This is a genomic window from Allobosea sp. BH3, assembly GCF_025499465.1.
In the GTDB taxonomy this organism is placed as follows: Bacteria; Pseudomonadota; Alphaproteobacteria; order Rhizobiales; family Beijerinckiaceae; genus Allobosea.
In genome coordinates this window covers 1-17,848 of record NZ_JAIMCA010000011.1, presented here as the reverse complement: position 1 = coordinate 17,848, position 17,848 = coordinate 1, and the positions used below count along the sequence as shown (strand labels likewise).

Annotated in this window: 14 protein-coding genes, 1 tRNA gene and 1 pseudogene; all 16 read right to left on the bottom strand. The window is 64.6% G+C overall.

Annotation, left to right across the window (positions count from 1 at the left end):
• Nucleotides 1–123 (bottom strand): GTP-binding protein (locus tag BoBH3_RS24415; RefSeq protein ID WP_262333358.1); only part of this gene is annotated, 123 nt, incomplete at its 3' end.
• A 48-nt stretch (nt 124–171) separates the two neighbouring features.
• Nucleotides 172–2,247 carry an elongation factor G gene (fusA, locus tag BoBH3_RS24410; RefSeq protein WP_262333469.1) on the bottom strand — a complete coding sequence of 692 codons (2,076 nt, stop codon included), beginning with the start codon at nt 2,245–2,247 and terminating at the stop codon, nt 172–174.
• Nucleotides 2,248–2,283: 36 nt separating this feature from the next.
• A complete protein-coding gene (rpsG, locus tag BoBH3_RS24405) occupies nt 2,284–2,754 on the bottom strand; it encodes a 30S ribosomal protein S7 (RefSeq protein WP_262333468.1) in 471 nt (156 codons plus the stop codon).
• A 70-nt stretch (nt 2,755–2,824) separates the two neighbouring features.
• On the bottom strand, nt 2,825–3,196 hold the full coding sequence (rpsL, locus tag BoBH3_RS24400; protein WP_057189964.1) for a 30S ribosomal protein S12: 372 nt from the start codon (nt 3,194–3,196) through the stop codon (nt 2,825–2,827).
• Nucleotides 3,197–3,735: 539 nt separating this feature from the next.
• Nucleotides 3,736–7,923, bottom strand: coding sequence for a DNA-directed RNA polymerase subunit beta' (rpoC, locus tag BoBH3_RS24395; protein ID WP_262333467.1), 4,188 nt, complete (start codon nt 7,921–7,923; stop codon nt 3,736–3,738).
• Nucleotides 7,924–8,029: 106 nt separating this feature from the next.
• Nucleotides 8,030–12,151: a DNA-directed RNA polymerase subunit beta gene (gene rpoB, locus BoBH3_RS24390; protein ID WP_262333466.1), complete on the bottom strand. Its 4,122-nt coding sequence runs from the start codon at nt 12,149–12,151 to the stop codon at nt 8,030–8,032.
• A 253-nt stretch (nt 12,152–12,404) separates the two neighbouring features.
• Nucleotides 12,405–12,785 (bottom strand): 50S ribosomal protein L7/L12, encoded by a 381-nt coding sequence (gene rplL, locus BoBH3_RS24385; RefSeq protein ID WP_262333465.1) that lies wholly within the window; start codon nt 12,783–12,785, stop codon nt 12,405–12,407.
• A 50-nt stretch (nt 12,786–12,835) separates the two neighbouring features.
• Nucleotides 12,836–13,351: a 50S ribosomal protein L10 gene (rplJ, locus tag BoBH3_RS24380; RefSeq protein ID WP_262333464.1), complete on the bottom strand. Its 516-nt coding sequence runs from the start codon at nt 13,349–13,351 to the stop codon at nt 12,836–12,838.
• A 515-nt stretch (nt 13,352–13,866) separates the two neighbouring features.
• On the bottom strand, nt 13,867–14,565 hold the full coding sequence (gene rplA, locus BoBH3_RS24375) for a 50S ribosomal protein L1 (protein ID WP_262333463.1): 699 nt from the start codon (nt 14,563–14,565) through the stop codon (nt 13,867–13,869).
• Between the two features lie 11 nt (nt 14,566–14,576).
• Nucleotides 14,577–15,008: a 50S ribosomal protein L11 gene (rplK, locus tag BoBH3_RS24370; RefSeq protein ID WP_262333462.1), complete on the bottom strand. Its 432-nt coding sequence runs from the start codon at nt 15,006–15,008 to the stop codon at nt 14,577–14,579.
• A 206-nt stretch (nt 15,009–15,214) separates the two neighbouring features.
• Complete coding sequence (gene nusG / locus BoBH3_RS24365) at nt 15,215–15,748, bottom strand: transcription termination/antitermination protein NusG (RefSeq protein ID WP_262333461.1); 534 nt, start codon at nt 15,746–15,748, stop codon at nt 15,215–15,217.
• Nucleotides 15,749–15,762: 14 nt separating this feature from the next.
• Complete coding sequence (secE, locus tag BoBH3_RS24360) at nt 15,763–15,957, bottom strand: preprotein translocase subunit SecE (protein WP_262333460.1); 195 nt, start codon at nt 15,955–15,957, stop codon at nt 15,763–15,765.
• 219 nt (nt 15,958–16,176) lie between these two features.
• Nucleotides 16,177–16,302, bottom strand: a pseudogene (locus tag BoBH3_RS24355) (class I SAM-dependent methyltransferase); the annotation flags it as partial.
• Nucleotides 16,303–16,356: 54 nt separating this feature from the next.
• Nucleotides 16,357–16,432, bottom strand: a tRNA-Trp gene (locus BoBH3_RS24350).
• Nucleotides 16,433–16,494: 62 nt separating this feature from the next.
• Nucleotides 16,495–17,394 carry a dihydrodipicolinate synthase family protein gene (locus BoBH3_RS24345; protein WP_262333459.1) on the bottom strand — a complete coding sequence of 300 codons (900 nt, stop codon included), beginning with the start codon at nt 17,392–17,394 and terminating at the stop codon, nt 16,495–16,497.
• Nucleotides 17,395–17,661: 267 nt separating this feature from the next.
• A partial coding sequence (locus BoBH3_RS24340) for an EF-Tu C-terminal domain-related protein (RefSeq protein ID WP_465247133.1) occupies nt 17,662–17,848 on the bottom strand: 187 nt, incomplete at its 5' end.

The window sequence follows — 17,848 nt, the reverse complement described above, 5'->3', positions numbered from 1 at the left end:
GCCGCCCGTCTCGGCCAGAACCTTCGTGATCGCAGCCGTCAAAGACGTCTTGCCATGGTCAACGTGACCAATCGTTCCAATGTTGCAGTGCGGCTTGTTCCGCGAAAACTTCTCTTTGGCCATCGTAGCCTCCGTCAGATCTTGTTCAGTTTCAGTCGTTCAGGTGCGGGTTCAGGCGTACTTGGCCTGGACCTCGGCGGCGACCGCCGACGGCACCTGCTCGTAATGGTCGAACTGCATCGTGTAGTTCGCGCGCCCCTGGGAGAACGAGCGAAGCTGGTTCACGTAGCCGAACATGTTCGCCAGCGGGACCATCGCATTGATGACCACCGCGTTGCCGCGCATGTCCTGGCCCTGGATCTGGCCACGCCGCGAGTTCAGGTCGCCGATGACCGAGCCGGTATAGTCTTCGGGGGTCACGACCTCGACCTTCATGATCGGCTCGAGCAGAACCGAACCGCCCTTCTGGAGGCCTTCACGCAGAGCGGCGCGCGAAGCGATTTCGAAGGCGAGAGCCGACGAGTCGACTTCGTGGAAGGCGCCGTCGATCAGCGTGACCTTGACGTCCACGACCGGGAAGCCGGCGAGCACGCCAGAGCCGATGACCGAATTCAGGCCCTTTTCGACGCCGGGGATATACTCCTTCGGCACCGAACCGCCGACGACCTTCGACTCGAACTCGAAGCCCTTGCCGGTCTCGTTCGGCTCGATGACGAGCTTGACGCGGGCGAACTGGCCCGTGCCGCCGGTCTGCTTCTTGTGGGTGTAGTCGATCTCGGCCTTCTTGGTCAGCGTCTCGCGATACGCAACCTGCGGCGCGCCGATATTGGCGTCGACCTTGTAGGTGCGCTTCAGGATGTCGACCTTGATGTCGAGGTGGAGCTCGCCCATGCCCTTCAGGATGGTCTGGCCGCTCTCCTGGTCGGTCGACACGCGGAAGGACGGATCCTCGTTCGCGAGCTTCGACAGGGCGAGGCCCAGCTTCTCCTGGTCGGCCTTGGACTTCGGCTCGATCGCGATCGTGATGACCGGCTCGGGGAACTCCATGCGCTCCAGGATGACCGCCTGGGTGGGGTCGCAGAGCGTGTCACCGGTGCGGACGTCCTTGAGGCCGGCCAGGGCGACGATGTCGCCGGCGAAAGCCTCCTTGATGTCCTCGCGGTTGTTCGCATGCATCAGCAGCATGCGGCCGACGCGCTCTTTCTTGTCGCGGGTCGAGTTGACGACGCCCTGGCCGGCTTCGACCTTGCCCGAATAGATGCGGCAGAAGGTGATCGTGCCGACGAAGGGGTCGTCCATGATCTTGAAGGCGAGCATCGCGAAGGGATCCTCGTCCGTCGGATTGCGGACGGTGGGCTCTTCGGTCTTGAAATCGATGCCTTCGACGGCGCCACGATCGACCGGCGACGGCAGGAAGTCGACGACGGCGTCGAGCAGGGGCTGCACGCCCTTGTTCTTGAAGGCCGAGCCGCAGAGCACCGGGTGGAACGCGCGGCGCTGCACGGCCGTACGGACGAGCTTGCGCAGGGTCGCGGCGTCAGGCTCGGTGCCTTCGAGATAGGCCTCCATCGCGGCGTCGTCCATTTCGACGGCGGCCTCGACGAGCTTGTTGCGATACTCGGCGGCCTTGTCGGCGAGATCGGCCGGGATGTCCTTCTCCTCGAAGGACGCGCCGAGCGCCTCGCCGTTCCAGACGATCGCCTTCATCTTGATCAGGTCGATCACGCCGGCAAAATCGGACTCCGAACCGATCGGAATCTGCAGGCAGACGGGCTTGCCGGCGACGCGATCGATGATGTCCTGGACGCAGCGATAGAAATCGGCGCCGATCTTGTCCATCTTGTTGACGAACACGATGCGCGGAACGTCGTACTTGTCGGCCTGGCGCCAGACGGTCTCGGTTTGCGGCTCGACGCCCTGGTTGCCGTCGAGCACGCAGACGGCGCCGTCGAGCACGCGCAGCGAACGCTCGACCTCGATGGTGAAGTCGACGTGGCCGGGGGTGTCGATGATGTTCAGGCGGTTGTCCTGCCAGAAGCAGGTCGTCGCAGCAGAGGTGATCGTGATGCCACGCTCCTGCTCCTGCGTCATCCAGTCCATGGTGGCGGCGCCATCATGCACTTCGCCGATCTTATGCGACTTGCCGGTGTAATAGAGGATGCGCTCGGTCGTCGTCGTCTTGCCCGCATCGATGTGGGCCATGATGCCGAAGTTGCGATAGCGATCGATAGGATGGGAGCGGGCCATGGTCGTGAACCTGTGTCCTGAAGTCCGGGCTTCCGCTTACCAGCGGTAGTGCGAGAAGGCGCGGTTGGCTTCCGCCATCCGATGCGTGTCTTCGCGCTTCTTGACGGCGTTACCGCGGTTGTTGGCGGCGTCCATCAGCTCAGCCGAGAGGCGCTCGACCATCGTCTTGTCGTTGCGGCCGCGAGCAGCCGAGATCAGCCAGCGGATCGCCAGCGCCTGGCGGCGCTCGGTGCGAACCTCGACCGGGACCTGATAGGTCGCGCCGCCGACGCGGCGGGAACGGACCTCGATCGCCGGGGCAACGTTCTCAAGCGCCGACTTGAAGACGCCGAGCGGCTCGCTCTTGGTCTTCGCCTCGATGATGTCGAAGGCTCCGTAGACGATCCGCTCGGCGGTCGACTTCTTGCCTTCATACATGACCGAGTTCATGAACTTGGTCACGACGACATCGCCGAACTTCGGGTCCGGGATGATTTCGCGCTTTTCGGCACTGTGGCGGCGGGACATCGTCTAGTCTCCGTAAATCTTCAACGCGGCGGATCGGCCTGGACTGATAGCCCGGCCGACCAGGCCGAAATTACTTGGGACGCTTGGCGCCGTACTTCGAACGGCGCTGCTTGCGGTTCTTGACGCCCTGCGTATCGAGCACGCCGCGCAGGATGTGGTAGCGCACGCCGGGAAGGTCCTTCACGCGGCCGCCACGGATCATGACGACAGAGTGCTCCTGGAGGTTGTGACCCTCACCCGGAATGTAGCCGATCACCTCGAAGCCGTTCGTCAGGCGAACCTTGGCAACCTTGCGGAGCGCCGAGTTCGGCTTCTTCGGGGTCGTCGTATAGACGCGCGTGCAGACACCACGCTTCTGCGGGCAATTCTCAAGCGCCGGGGCGGTGTTACGCGCCTTCACGGGCGAACGCGGCTTGCGGATGAGCTGGCTGATTGTCGGCATTCTGGCCTCTCGCCCCACTGAGCGTTTGGAAATCTCTGGTCAAATCTCCCAGGTCGAGCAAAGCCATGACATAAACGAAGCCGCGCCATCGGCGCCCTTTCAGGGGCCTCAGGCGCGTTCGCCAGCAGAGGAACACGGAACGGATCCCGCGTTCATGCATCTAGCCATGTCGTCATTCGACGCTGGAATTCCGACGGAGTTTCGGTCGCGAAACTCGCTTGCGAACAATGCGCAGGCGACAGACGTGTCCGACAACCGTCGACAGTGGCGCGCTTATGACTCAAGCGAAGATTCGCGTCAACCCCGAAACCGCTCGAAACCGAATGGATTTGCCGGGTTCGAGCCGGTTGGAGCGTCGGCCGCCCAACCGGAGCCTGCTCATCGGGAAGATCCGATGCTTCAGAAATCGTGGATCGTCGCTTCGAGTCGGATGCGGCGCAGGGCGATCCAGCCCCCTGCCCGCCCCCCCTTGAAACAAAAAGGCCGCCCGGGAGGGGCGGCCTTTCCGATGATTGCGAGGCCTCGGCCCCTGCCGGGTCTTACTCGGCGGCAGGAAGCACGGCGGCGGCGGCTTCCTTGGCGGCCTTGGCCGCCGCATCTGCCTTCTGGCCGACGATGAGATCGTCGCGGCGCGTGGCCACCTGCTTGATGCGGGCAACCTGGGCACCGGTGCCGGCCGGGATGAGCGAGCCGACGATGACGTTCTCCTTGAGGCCTTCGAGCATGTCCGACTTGCCGTTGACCGCCGCCTCGGTGAGGACGCGGGTGGTCTCCTGGAAGGACGCTGCCGAGATGAAGGAGCGGGTCTGCAGCGAGGCCTTGGTGATGCCGAGCAGGACCGGAACGCCGGACGCCGGCTTCTTGCCCTCCTCACGCAGCTTCGCGTTGACCTCTTCCAGCTCGATCCTGTCGATCTGGTCGCCGGTCAGGATATCGCTGTCTCCCGACTCGGTGATCTCGACCTTCTGCAGCATCTGCCGGACGATCACCTCGATGTGCTTGTCGTTGATGGTCACGCCCTGGAGGCGATAGACCTCCTGGATCTCGTTCACCAGATAAGCCGCCAGCTCCTCGACGCCCTTGATCGCAAGGATGTCGTGCGGGGCCGGGTTGCCGTCGAGGATGTAGTCACCGACCTCCACGACGTCGCCTTCCTGGAGATGGATGTGCTTGCCCTTCGGGATCAGGTACTCGACCCCGTCGGAACCGTCATGCGGCGTCAGCGTCACGCGGCGCTTGTTCTTGTAGTCCTTGCCGAAGCCGATGACGCCCGACTTCTCGGCGATGATCGCCGCATCCTTCGGACGACGCGCCTCGAACAGCTCCGCGACGCGCGGCAGACCGCCGGTGATGTCGCGGGTCTTGGCCGAGTCGGTCGAGACACGGGCGAGCACGTCGCCGGCCTTGATCGAATGGCCCGGCTCCACCGAGATGATGCCGTCGACCGGCAGGATGTAGCGGGCCTCGCCACCGCGGGCGAGCTTCGCAACCTTCCCGTCCGCGCCGAAGATCACCATCGCCGGCTTCAGATCGGCCGTACGGGCCGAGCCGCGCCAGTCGATGACGACGCGCTTGGAGATGCCGGTCGCCTCGTCGGTCGTCTCGGTGATCGACATGCCGTCCACGAGGTCCTCGTAGCCGACCTTGCCGTCCACTTCCGCAAGGATCGGGCGGGAATAGGGGTCCCACTCGATCAGGCGCTGGCCGCGCTTGACCTTGTCACCCTCGTCGACACGCAGCTTCGAGCCGAACTGGACGCGATGGACCGCGCGCTCGGCGCCGTCCGGACCGACAATCACGATGGCGATGTTGCGCGCCATGGCGATGAGGTCGCCGTCCGAGTTCCGCGCGACGTTGCGGTTGCGCATCTTGACCGTGCCTTCGAAGTTCGACTCGACGAAGGACTGGTCGGCGATGGTGGCCGCGCCGCCGATGTGGAAGGTGCGCATGGTGAGCTGGGTGCCCGGCTCGCCGATCGACTGCGCCGCGATGACGCCGACAGCCTCGCCCATGTTGACGGGCGTGCCGCGGGCCAGATCGCGTCCGTAGCAGGTGGCGCAGACGCCGTTCTTGGTCTCGCAGGTGAGAACCGAACGGATCTTCACCTCCTGGACGCCGGCGGCGTTGATCTTGGCGATGTCGCTCTCTTCGATCACGATGCCCTTGGCGACGACGACCTTGCCGTCGACATCGACGATGTCCTCGGCAGTGGCGCGACCCAGGATGCGCATCCCGAGCGAGGCCACGATCTGGCCGGCATCGACGATGGCGCGCATCTTGATGCCGTTCTCCGAGCCGCAATCGACCTCGGAGATGATCGCGTCCTGCGCCACGTCGACGAGACGACGCGTGAGATAGCCGGAGTTGGCCGTCTTGAGCGCCGTGTCGGCGAGGCCCTTGCGGGCGCCATGGGTCGAGTTGAAGTACTCGAGAACGTCGAGGCCTTCCTTGAAGTTCGAGATGATGGGAGACTCGATGATCTCACCCGACGGCTTGGCCATCAGGCCGCGCATGGCGGCGAGCTGGCGCATCTGCGCCGGCGAACCACGGGCGCCCGAGTGCGACATCATGTAGATCGAGTTGATCTGCTTGTCGCGGCCGTCATCGTCCTTCTGCACGGTCGAGATGCGGGCCATCATCTCCTGGGCGAGCTTGTCGGAGCACTTCGCCCAGGCGTCGACGACCTTGTTGTACTTCTCGCCCTGCGTGATCAGGCCGTCCTGATACTGCTGCTCGTAGTCCTTGGCCAGCGCGCGGGTGGTGTCGACGATGTCCCACTTGTTCTCCGGCACGACCATGTCGTCCTTGCCGAAGGAAATGCCGGCCTTGAAGGCGTGGCGGAAGCCGAGCCCCATGACGCGGTCGCAGAAGATCACCGATTCCTTCTGACCGCAGCCGCGATAGACGGCGTCGATCATTCCGGAGATTTCCTTCTTGGTCATCAGCTTGTTGACGACGTCGAAGGACATGGCCGGGTGCTCCGGCAGCGCGGTCGAGAGGATCACGCGGCCCGGCGTGGTCTCGTAGATCTTCGTGTAGGGCTTGCCGTCATGGCCGACGCCCGTCCAGCGGTATTTGATCTTCGAGTGCAGCGTGATGACCTTCTCGTGCAGCGCGTGCTCGAGCTCGCCGAAATCGCCGAAGATCTTGCCCTGGCCGGGCGCGCCGTCAGCGACGATCGAGAGGTAGTACAGGCCGAGAACGATGTCCTGCGACGGCACGATGATCGGCTGGCCGTTCGCCGGGTGCAGGATGTTGTTGGTCGACATCATCAGCACGCGCGCTTCCAGCTGCGCCTCGAGCGACAGCGGGACGTGCACGGCCATCTGGTCGCCGTCGAAGTCCGCGTTGAAGGCGGCGCAGACCAGCGGGTGCAGCTGGATCGCCTTGCCCTCGATCAGCGTCGGCTCGAACGCCTGGATGCCCAGGCGATGCAGCGTCGGCGCGCGGTTCAACATCACCGGATGCTCGCGGATGACCTCGTCCAGGATGTCCCAGACCTCGGGCTTCTCCTTTTCGACGAGCTTCTTGGCCTGCTTGACCGTGGTCGAGTAGCCCTTGGCGTCGAGGCGCGCATAGATGAACGGCTTGAACAGCTCGAGCGCCATCTTCTTGGGCAGACCGCACTGGTGCAGCTTCAGCTCCGGGCCGACCACGATGACCGAGCGGCCCGAATAGTCGACGCGCTTGCCGAGCAGGTTCTGGCGGAAGCGGCCCTGCTTGCCCTTCAGCATGTCGGCGAGCGACTTCAGCGGGCGCTTGTTGGCGCCGGTGATGACGCGGCCGCGGCGGCCGTTGTCGAACAGCGCGTCGACCGACTCCTGCAGCATCCGCTTCTCGTTACGGATGATGATGTCCGGCGCGCGCAGCTCGATCAGCCGCTTCAGGCGGTTGTTGCGGTTGATGACGCGGCGATAGAGGTCGTTCAGGTCCGAGGTCGCGAAGCGGCCGCCATCGAGCGGCACGAGCGGACGCAGATCCGGCGGGATGACCGGGATCTGGGTCATCACCATCCATTCCGGCTTGTTGCCCGACTCCTGGAAGGCCTCGATGATCTTGAGGCGCTTCATCAGCTTCTTGGGCTTCAGCTCGGACGTCGTCGTCGCGATCTCATGCTTGAGGTCGGCGTTGATCTGGTCGAGGTCGAGCGCGCGCAGCATCTCGCGGATCGCTTCCGCGCCGATCATGGCGGTGAAGGTGTCCGCGCCATACTCCTCCTGAGCACGGACGTACTCCTCCTCCGAGAGGAGCTGGCGATCCTTGAGCGGGGTCAGGCCCGGCTCGATGACGACATAGCTCTCGAAGTAGAGGATGCGCTCCAGGTCCTTGAGCGGCATGTCCATCAGCAGGCCGATGCGCGAGGGCAGCGACTTCAGGAACCAGATATGCGCGACCGGGGCGGCCAGCTCGATATGGCCCATGCGCTCGCGCCGGACGCGGGCGAGCGTGACTTCCACGCCGCACTTCTCGCAGATGACGCCCTTGAACTTCATGCGCTTGTACTTGCCGCACAGGCACTCGTAGTCCTTGATCGGCCCGAAGATGCGCGCGCAGAACAGGCCGTCACGCTCCGGCTTGAACGTGCGGTAGTTGATCGTCTCGGGCTTCTTGATCTCGCCGTACGACCAGGAAAGGATCTTCTCCGGGCTCGCGATCGAGATCTTGATAGCGTCGAAGGCCTGCTGCACCGGCTGCTGGCCGAAAAGGTTCATGACCTCTTGCTTCATCGCCTGTCTCCTCTAGCCGGCGGGGGCAAGGCCGCCCTGCCCGGCTTCTGAATTCCGTCGGCCGGCGGCGTCAGTGCCGCCGGCATGTTCCAAGGTGTCCCGCGGCTTACTCGGCCGCTTCGGCGGGCGGCAGTTCGCCCGGCTTCACCTTGTTGTTGATCAGCTCGACATTGAGGCCCAGCGAACGCATCTCCTTGACGAGAACGTTGAAGCTCTCGGGGATGCCGGCCTCGAAGTTGTCCTCGCCGCGCACGATCGACTCGTAGACCTTGGTGCGGCCGGCGACGTCGTCCGACTTCACCGTCAGCATCTCCTGCAGCGTGTAAGCCGCGCCGTAAGCCTCGAGCGCCCAGACCTCCATTTCGCCGAAGCGCTGGCCGCCGAACTGCGCCTTGCCGCCCAGCGGCTGCTGCGTGACGAGCGAGTACGGGCCGATCGAACGCGCGTGGATCTTGTCGTCCACCAGGTGGTGCAGCTTCAGCATGTAGATGTAGCCGACGGTCACCTTGCGGTCGAAGGGCTCGCCTGTGCGCCCGTCATAGAGCGTCGACTGGCCCGACTTGTGCAGCCCGGCCTGCTCGAGCAGATGCTCGATATCGGCCTCCTTGGCACCGTTGAACACCGGCGTCGCGATCGGAACGCCGCGCCGCAGGTTCTGGCCCATCTCCACGAGCTCGGCCTCATCCATCGAGGCGACGATCTCGTTGTCGTCGTAGACGGCATCGAACGAAGCCTTCAGCGCCTTGTAGTCGCTCGACTTCCGGTAGGCGTCGAGCGCCGCGCCGATCTGCTTGCCGAGGCCCGCAGCCGCCCAGCCCAGATGCGTCTCCAGGATCTGGCCGACATTCATGCGCGAAGGCACGCCGAGCGGGTTCAGCACGACGTCGGCATGGGTGCCGTCCTCAAGGAAGGGCATGTCCTCCACCGGCACGATGCGCGAGACCACGCCCTTGTTGCCGTGGCGGCCCGCCATCTTGTCGCCGGGCTGGATCTTGCGCTTCACCGCGACGAAGACCTTGACCATCTTCATCACGCCCGGAGGCAGCTCGTCGCCGCGCTGAAGCTTCTCGACCTTGTCGAGGAAGCGCTGCTCGAGGCGCTTCTTCGACTCGTCGTACTGCTTCCGCATCGCCTCGATCTCGGTCATCAGCGAGTCTTCGGCGGTCGCGAACAGCCACCACTGCGAGCGCGGGAACTCGCTCATCACCTCGCGGGTGATGACCGTATCCTTCTTGAATCCCTTCGGGCCGGCGAGGCCGGTCTTGCCGGTCAGGATCTCGGCCAGACGCGCGAAGGTGTTACGGTCGAGGATCGCCTGCTCGTCGTCGCGGTCCTTGGCGAGACGCTCGATCTCCTCGCGTTCGATCGCCTGGGCGCGCTCGTCCTTGTCGACGCCATGGCGGTTGAACACGCGGACCTCGACGATCGTGCCCTGCACGCCCGGGGGAACGCGCAGCGAGGTGTCGCGCACGTCCGAAGCCTTCTCGCCGAAGATGGCGCGCAGCAGCTTCTCTTCCGGGGTCATCGGGCTCTCGCCCTTCGGCGTGATCTTGCCGACGAGGATGTCGCCCGCCGCAACCTCGGCGCCGATATAGACGATGCCGGCTTCGTCGAGGTTCTTCAGTGCCTCTTCCGAGACGTTCGGAATGTCGCGCGTGATCTCCTCAGGGCCGAGCTTGGTGTCGCGGGCCATGACCTCGAACTCCTCGATATGGATCGAGGTGAAGACGTCCTGGGCCACGATGTTCTCGGAGAGAAGGATCGAGTCCTCGAAGTTGTAGCCGTTCCACGGCATGAACGCGACGAGCACGTTGCGGCCGAGCGCGAGCTCGCCGAACTCGGTCGACGGGCCGTCGGCGACGATGTCGCCCTTCTTGATGATGTCGCCGACGCGCACCAGCGGACGCTGCGTGATGCAGGTCGACTGGTTGGAGCGCTGGAACTTCTGCAGCCGGTAGATGTCGACGCCCGGCTTCGTCGGGTCCATCTCGTCCGAAGCGCGGATGACGATACGGGTCGCGTCAACCTGGTCGACCACGCCGCCGCGGCGGGCCGCGATGGCGGCGCCCGAGTCACGGGCAACGACCGCTTCCATGCCGGTGCCGACGAACGGCGCGTCGGCGCGAACCAGCGGCACCGCCTGGCGCTGCATGTTCGAGCCCATCAGCGCGCGGTTGGCGTCGTCGTTCTCGAGGAACGGGATCAGCGCCGCGGCGACGGAGACGAGCTGCTTCGGCGAGACGTCCTGGAAGTCGACCTTGTCGACCGGAGTCACGACGACTTCACCCGCGCGGCGGCAGACGACGAGGTCGTCCGTCAGGCGGCCTTCCTTGTCGACGGCGGCGTTCGCCTGGGCGACGTTGTACTTCGCCTCTTCCATGGCCGACAGGTAGATCACCTCATCGGTGACCTTGCCGTCGCGGATGCGGCGATAGGGGCTCTCGATGAAGCCGTACTTGTTGACCCGCGCGAAGGTGGCGAGCGAGTTGATCAGTCCGATATTCGGGCCTTCCGGCGTCTCGATCGGGCAGATGCGGCCATAATGGGTCGGGTGCACGTCGCGCACCTCGAAGCCGGCGCGCTCGCGCGTCAGGCCGCCCGGGCCAAGCGCCGAAAGGCGACGCTTGTGCGTGACTTCCGAGAGCGGGTTCGTCTGGTCCATGAACTGCGAGAGCTGCGACGAGCCGAAGAACTCGCGCACGGCCGCGGCCGCGGGCTTCGCATTGATCAGGTCCTGCGGCATCACGGTGTCGATGTCGACAGACGACATGCGCTCCTTGATGGCGCGCTCCATGCGCAGGAGGCCCAGGCGATACTGGTTCTCCATCAGCTCGCCGACCGAGCGGACGCGACGGTTGCCGAGATGGTCGATGTCGTCGATCTCGCCCTTGCCGTCGCGCAGGTCGACCAGCGCCTTGACGACGGCGAAGATGTCCTCCTTGCGCAGGATGCGCACGGTGTCCTCGGCGTCGAGATCGAGGCGCATGTTCATCTTGACGCGGCCGACGGCCGACAGGTCGTAGCGCTCCGCGTCGAAGAACAGCGACTGGAACATGTTCTCGGCGGTCTCGAGGGTCGGCGGCTCGCCCGGGCGCATCACGCGATAGATGTCGAACAGGGCTTCCTCGCGGCGCGAGTTCTTGTCGACGTTGAGCGTGTTGCGGATGTAGGGGCCGACCGTGATGTGGTCGATGTCCAGCACCGGGATCTCGTCGAAGCCTTCATCGGTCAGCTGCTTCAGCAGCTTCTCGTTGATCTCTTCGCCGGCCTCGGCATAGACCTCGCCCGTCGCCGGGTTGACCAGGTCCTCCGCGATGTACTGCGTATAGAGGTCCTCGTCCTGCGCACGCAGGAACTTCAGGCCCTTCTCGGCCAGCTGGCGGGCGGTGCGGGCGACGAGCTTCTTGCCGGCCTCGACCACGACCTCGCCGGTGTCGGCGTCGATCATGTCCACGCTGGCCTTGAAGCCCTTCATGCGCTCCGCATCGTAGGGAACGCGCCAGCCCTGCTTATCCTTGGCGTAGGTGATCGTGTCGTAGAAGCGGTTGAGGATTTCCTCGCCGTCCATGCCGAGCGCGAACAGCAGCGACGTGACCGGGATCTTACGCTTCCGGTCGATACGGGCATAGACGATGTCCTTGGCGTCGAACTCGATGTCGAGCCAGGAACCGCGATAGGGGATGATGCGCGCCGCGAAGAGCAGCTTGCCCGAGGAATGGGTCTTGCCCTTGTCGTGGTCGAAGAACACGCCCGGCGAACGATGCATCTGCGAGACGATGACGCGCTCGGTGCCGTTGACGATGAAGGTGCCGTTGTCCGTCATGAGCGGCATGTCGCCCATGTAGACATCCTGCTCCTTGATGTCCTTGACCGACTTCGCCTGGGTGTCGGGGTCGATATCGAACACGATCAGGCGCAGCGTCACCTTGAGCGGCGCAGAGAAGGTCATGCCGCGCTGGCGGCACTCGTCGACGTCGTATTTCGGCGGCTCGAAGGTGTACTTCACGAACTCCAGCAGCGAGGCGCCGGAGAAGTCGCCGATCGGGAACACCGAGCGGAAGACGGACTGCAACCCCTCGTCGGGCCGGCCGCCCTTGGGTTCGTCGACCATCAGGAACTGGTCGTAGGACGCCTTCTGAACCTCGATGAGGTTCGGCATCTGCGCCACTTCCTTGAGTTTGCCGAAGAACTTGCGGACGCGCCTGCGGCCCTGGAGCGAATTGACCATGTTTGTTCCTCGCAATCTCTTCGGACGGCTCACCCGGTGGTCCGGGCGCGACGGCGTCAGGCCGCCGGGTGAGCCGTTCGGCGCTGCATCGCGCCGACCTTCATTTCAGTTCAGACTTCGCCGCGTGGTTGCAGCTCAGCCCTCGCAACAACTTCCGCACACAAGCGCGGAAACGACGCAACAGCCCCGAGGCGCGAAAGCGCCCCGGGACTGTCCGTCTTCTACGGTCGGACCGGCATCAGCCGGCCCAAGCTCACTTGAGCTCGACCTTGGCGCCGACGGCCTCGAGCTGCTTCTTGAGCTTCTCGGCCTCGTCCTTGGCAACCGACTCCTTGACGGGCTTCGGAGCGCCTTCGACCAGGTCCTTGGCTTCCTTGAGGCCCAGGCCGGTGATGGCGCGGACTTCCTTGATCACCTCGATCTTCTTGTCGCCGGCCGAAGCCAGGACAACGGTGAACTCGGTCTGCTCTTCAGCAGCGGCGGCAGCGCCACCGCCAGCAGCCGGGCCAGCCGCAACGGCGACGGCGGCGGCAGCGGAAACGCCCCACTTCTCTTCGAGCATCTTGGCGAGGTCAGCGGCCTCGAGAACGGTGAGCGACGAGAGATCGTCGACGAGCTTGGCGAGATCGGCCATGGTTTAACTTCCTGTCTTAAGAGGTTCGAACGATAAGGGTTTGCTGGCTATCAAGCCGCATTCTTGTCGGCATAAGCCTGAACCACGCGTGCCAGCTTGCCGGCGGGCGCGTTCGTGAGCTGCGCGAGCTTCGTAGCCGGGGCCTGGATAAGGCCGATGAGCTTGGCGCGCATATCGTCGAGCGAGGGCATCGTGGCCAGGGCCTTGACACCATCGGGGTTCAGGGCGGTCGTGCCCATCGCGCCGCCCAGGATGACGAGCTTGTCGTTCTCCTTGGCGAAAGCGGTGGCGACCTTCGGCGCCGCGACCGGATCGTTTGAATAAGCGATCAGGGTGGGACCCGTCAGCAGATTGCTGATGGACGCGACGTCGGTGCCTTCAAGAGCGATCTTGGCCAAGCGGTTCTTAGCGACCTTAACAGTGGCGCCATTCGCCTTCATCTCGCGACGAAGCTTCTGGAACTGGGCCACGGTCAAACCCGCATAGTGGGCCACGACGACGACCGACGTGTTCGCAAACACATCGTTCAGCGACGCGACGGCATCTTTTTTTGCCGCTCTATCCACTGGGCTCTCTCCGGTAGGCGACGGGCTTTTCAAGGCTCGCCGCCGGTTGCAAATGCCGCTTCCCAGAACCCCGGTTGACACCGGCGTCCCGCGAGGCGACGCTTGGTGCCCTGTCCCCGCTCCCGAGCCCGAAAGGGCCGCGACCGGGCGAGATGGTTCGAACCGTCTTTTCCGGATCTTGCGATCCGGGACTAAGCTCTTGCACCGTCTATGCAGGCCTCTTGGCGAAATTATGCTCCCGGACGAACCGGGAAGGCACCTGCAGTCTCAGACAGGACTGGATGATTCCGGCCCGGAAAATCGCTTCTCCGAACCTGAAACACCCATTCTTCGACGAAAACCGTCGAAAAACGCGAAACGGACCCCCTCGTGCCAAGCACGCCGGAGCCTCGTCACTCATGGAAACAGGCGAGCGTCATAGCGCCTTCGCCTGCTTCTGCCAAGTGGGCTCTTGACTTCACAAAATCAAGAGCGGTCGGGCGGCCAGAAAAGCGACCGCCCTGCCCCGAAGCCTATCAGGCGCCGGTGACCGTGTTCGGCTCGACCTTGACGCCCGGACCCATCGTCGAGGAGATCGCGACGCGCTGGATATAGGTGCCCTTGGCGCCAGCCGGCTTGGCCTTGGCGACGGAGTCGACGAAGGCCTTGATGTTCTCCGAGAGCTTCTCGGCCGAGAACGAGGCCTTGCCGACCGCCGCGTGGATGATGCCGGCCTTCTCGACGCGGAACTCCACCGAGCCACCCTTCGAGGCGGCGACGGCGGCGGTCACGTCCATGGTGACGGTGCCGACGCGCGGGTTCGGCATCAGGCCACGCGGGCCGAGCACCTTACCGAGGCGGCCAACCAGACCCATCATGTCCGGGGTCGCGATGCAGCGGTCGAAGTTGATCTCGCCCTTCTGGACGGTCTCCACCAGCTCCTCGGCGCCGACGATGTCGGCACCCGCGGCCTTGGCCTCGTCGGCCTTGGCGCCACGGGCGAAGACGGCGACGCGCAGCGTGCGGCCCGAGCCGTTCGGCAGGTTGCACACGCCACGGACCATCTGGTCGGCGTGACGCGGATCGACGCCGAGATTCATCGCGATCTCGACGGTCTCGTCGAACTTGGCGTTGGCGCGTTCCTTGATGAACGTCACGGCCTGATCAAGCGAGTACAGCTTGGTGCGGTCAATGCCTTCACGGCCCTTGACGACGCGCTTTCCGGTATGTGCCATGATCGCTCCCCTCAGCCCACGACTTCCAGGCCCATGGACCGGGCAGAGCCCTTGATCATGGCCGAAGCGGATTCGACGGTGTCGCAGTTGAGATCGGCCATCTTCTTCTCGGCGATCTCGTTGATCTGGGCGACGGTCACCTTGCCGACGTTGCCGCCGCGGCCCGGGGTCTTCGAGCCGGAGGTCAGGCCAGCGGCCTTCTTCAGCCAGTAGGACACCGGCGGCTGCTTCATCTCGAAGGTGAAGGAGCGATCCTGATACGCGGTGATGATCACCGGGATCGGCATGCCCTTTTCCATCTGCTGGGTCTTCGCGTTGAAGGCCTTGCAGAATTCCATGATGTTGAGGCCGCGCTGACCGAGCGCGGGACCGATCGGCGGCGACGGATTGGCCGCGCCCGCCGGAACCTGAAGCTTCACGTAGCCCGTGATCTTCTTCGCCATGATGGCTGCTCCTGCCGTCCGCCCCGGTGCCTATCCGGAACGACGACGCCCCTGCCTGCCGACGCTTTCCGCCGGGGCCGGGGTGGTTGCAGTGCGTGGTGCGGCGCCTTTGATCCGGCTGGCGACCGGCACGCCTCCCACGCGGTTGAGGCGCCGCCTATGACACAGGGCGGCGCCGAAGGGAAGCCCGAAAGCCTCCCGGAGCCTTAGAGCTTTTCCACCTGGCCGTATTCGAGCTCGACCGGCGTCGCGCGGCCGAAGATCGAGACCGCCACCTTGAGGCGGGCGCGGGCATGGTCGACATCCTCGACGACACCGTTGAACGAGGCGAAGGGGCCGTCGGCCACCTTGACCTGCTCGCCGACCTCGAAAACGATGGTTGGCTTCGGCCGCTCGATGCCCTCGGCGACCTGGCCCTTGATCCGCATCGCCTCATGCTCGGGAATCGGCATGGGCTTGGACTTGTCGGCGCCCAGGAAGCCGGTGACCTTCGGCGTGTTCTTGATGAGGTGGTAGACCTCGTCGGTCATCTCGCACTTCACCAGCACATAGCCGGGGAAGAACTTGCGTTCGGTGTCGACCTTGCGGCCGCGGCGAACCTCGACGACCTTCTCGGTCGGCACCAGCACCTCGTCGAACTTGTCGGCGAGATTGCGCTGCGCGGCGCCGTCACGGATCGATTGAGCGACCTTGTTCTCGAAGTTCGAATAGGCGTGGACGATGTACCAGCGGGTGCTCACGTTCTTAATTCCGTTCAACGGGCGCCGAGGACGATGCCGAGCACCCAGCGGATGACGGTGTCGGTGAAGAGGAAGAACAGGCTGGAGACGACCACCATGGCGAGCACGAGGCCCGTGGTGATCAGCGTCTCGCGGCGCGAAGGCCAGGTGACCTTGGACGCCTCGGAGCGCACATCCTGCAGAAACTGGAAGGGATTGGATCTCGCCATGAACCACCTCGGGTGCCGGACCTGGCGTTCGGCTAGCGCCGTGACGCCGATTCGGCCGTCCTGAAACATTCGCGGCGCGGAACCCGGTGGGGTCGCGCGCCGTCATCGAAGGTCCTCTTACATGGCTCGCGGGCTTTAGCCAAGAGCCTTTCGGGCCACGGCGTCAGGCGCGCCTGGCAGAGAGCAACAGGAGTTACGGCCGCGCACACTCCATGGCAGCGTATCGCTGGGCAGCATCGCGCGCAGCACCGGCCATTCCGGCGCGCCGTCCAGCCCATGGACCGAGCCTGGCAGGCTGCTATAGCCCGCGAAGAAGGTCTTGTCGTCGTAGATGATCTGGGTCATCTGCGCCTCGCCAAGCTGCATGGCTTCGGGCGCATCAGCCGCCAAGGAAGCGACTGGCAGGGGCGGTAGGGCTCGAACCTACGACAACCGGTTTTGGAGACCGGTACTCTACCAACTGAGCTACACCCCTGCAGGTGGCCGTCATGTGCCCCAAGGCGCGGCGCATTTCAAGTCGAAATTACGCCGGCGATGTCATTTGCGATAGGGCCCCAGTTCCCGCGCATAGCGCTCGACCAGCTTCAGGCCGAACTCGGTCGGCCGCAGCGCCGGGCCGCGATCATGGATCGGGATACCCGCCCGCGCCCCGAAGATGCGCTTGCCATAGCAGAGCAGCGTCTCGATCGACTGCATGATGAAGGTGATCGCCGGCAGCACCTCGCGATAGGCGGCCTCCGCCCCGGCCTGGTCGCCCTCCCCGTAGCGGGCATAGGCCCGCAGCGCATAGTCGATCGTGTCCGGCGCCAGGATCATGCCGATGCAACCGGCGCGGAAATTGTCGATGAGTTCGAGCCCACCGCGCCCGTTCAGGATCGGCAATCTGCCCTCCATCACGGCGATCAGCCGCTCGATCTCGACGACCGACCCCTCCCCCTTGATCAAGCTGATATTGGGATGGCGCTGCGTCAGCTCGCGGATGTCCTCCGCCGAGAGGCCGCGGCCCATATAGGCTGGCGCGTTCTGGATCGCGACCGGAAGCGACGTCTGATCGGCGATACGGCCGAAGAAGCGGATATATTCCGCAGCACCGAAGCTGCCGACCATCGGCGGCTGCAGGATCACCCAGTCGGCGCCGTTCTTCTCTGCGACGCGGACGAGCTCGACCTGCTCGGCAACCGAAGAGCCGAAGATGGTGAAGGCAAGCGGCTTCTTCCCCGCCACATCCTCCGCCATCCACTCCATCACCGTGCAGCGCTCGGTGAAGCTTAGCTTCGAAACCTCGGTCGCGAGCCCCAGCGCCGCCATGCCCTGCACGTCGAGATCGAGGCTGATCTGCGCCTGCCTGCGCATCGCCGCGCGATCCAGCCGCTCCTGCTCGTCGAACAGCGCGAAGACGATCGAATGGATCCCGGGAAAGGGCGGCTTGAAAGGCATGAGCGTCGTCCTCCGGAATGGGAGCGGTTAGGCCGCTCTCTCGAAAGGATTTAGAGCACGGATAAAGGCCCCGTGCAGCCCGCGAAGGGCGAGGCACGCCCTGCACTTGGGGCATGAGTACGGAAGCCGCCCTGCCCGCAAAGAAAAAGGGCGGTGTCGCCACCGCCCTTTCCCAAATCGCTATGCGCGCCGATCAGGCAATGATCGAAGCGACGACGCCTGCGCCGCAGAGGGTCGCGGTTTCCGCGAACGTCGCGGACGCTTCGATCACGCGATGATCGAAGCGACGACGCCTGCGCCGACGGTGCGACCGCCTTCGCGGATGGCGAAACGCAGCTTCTCTTCCATCGCGATCGGGGCGATCAGCGTCACCTCCATCGAGATGTTGTCGCCCGGCATCACCATCTCCGTGCCCTCAGGCAGCGTCACCACGCCGGTCACGTCCGTCGTGCGG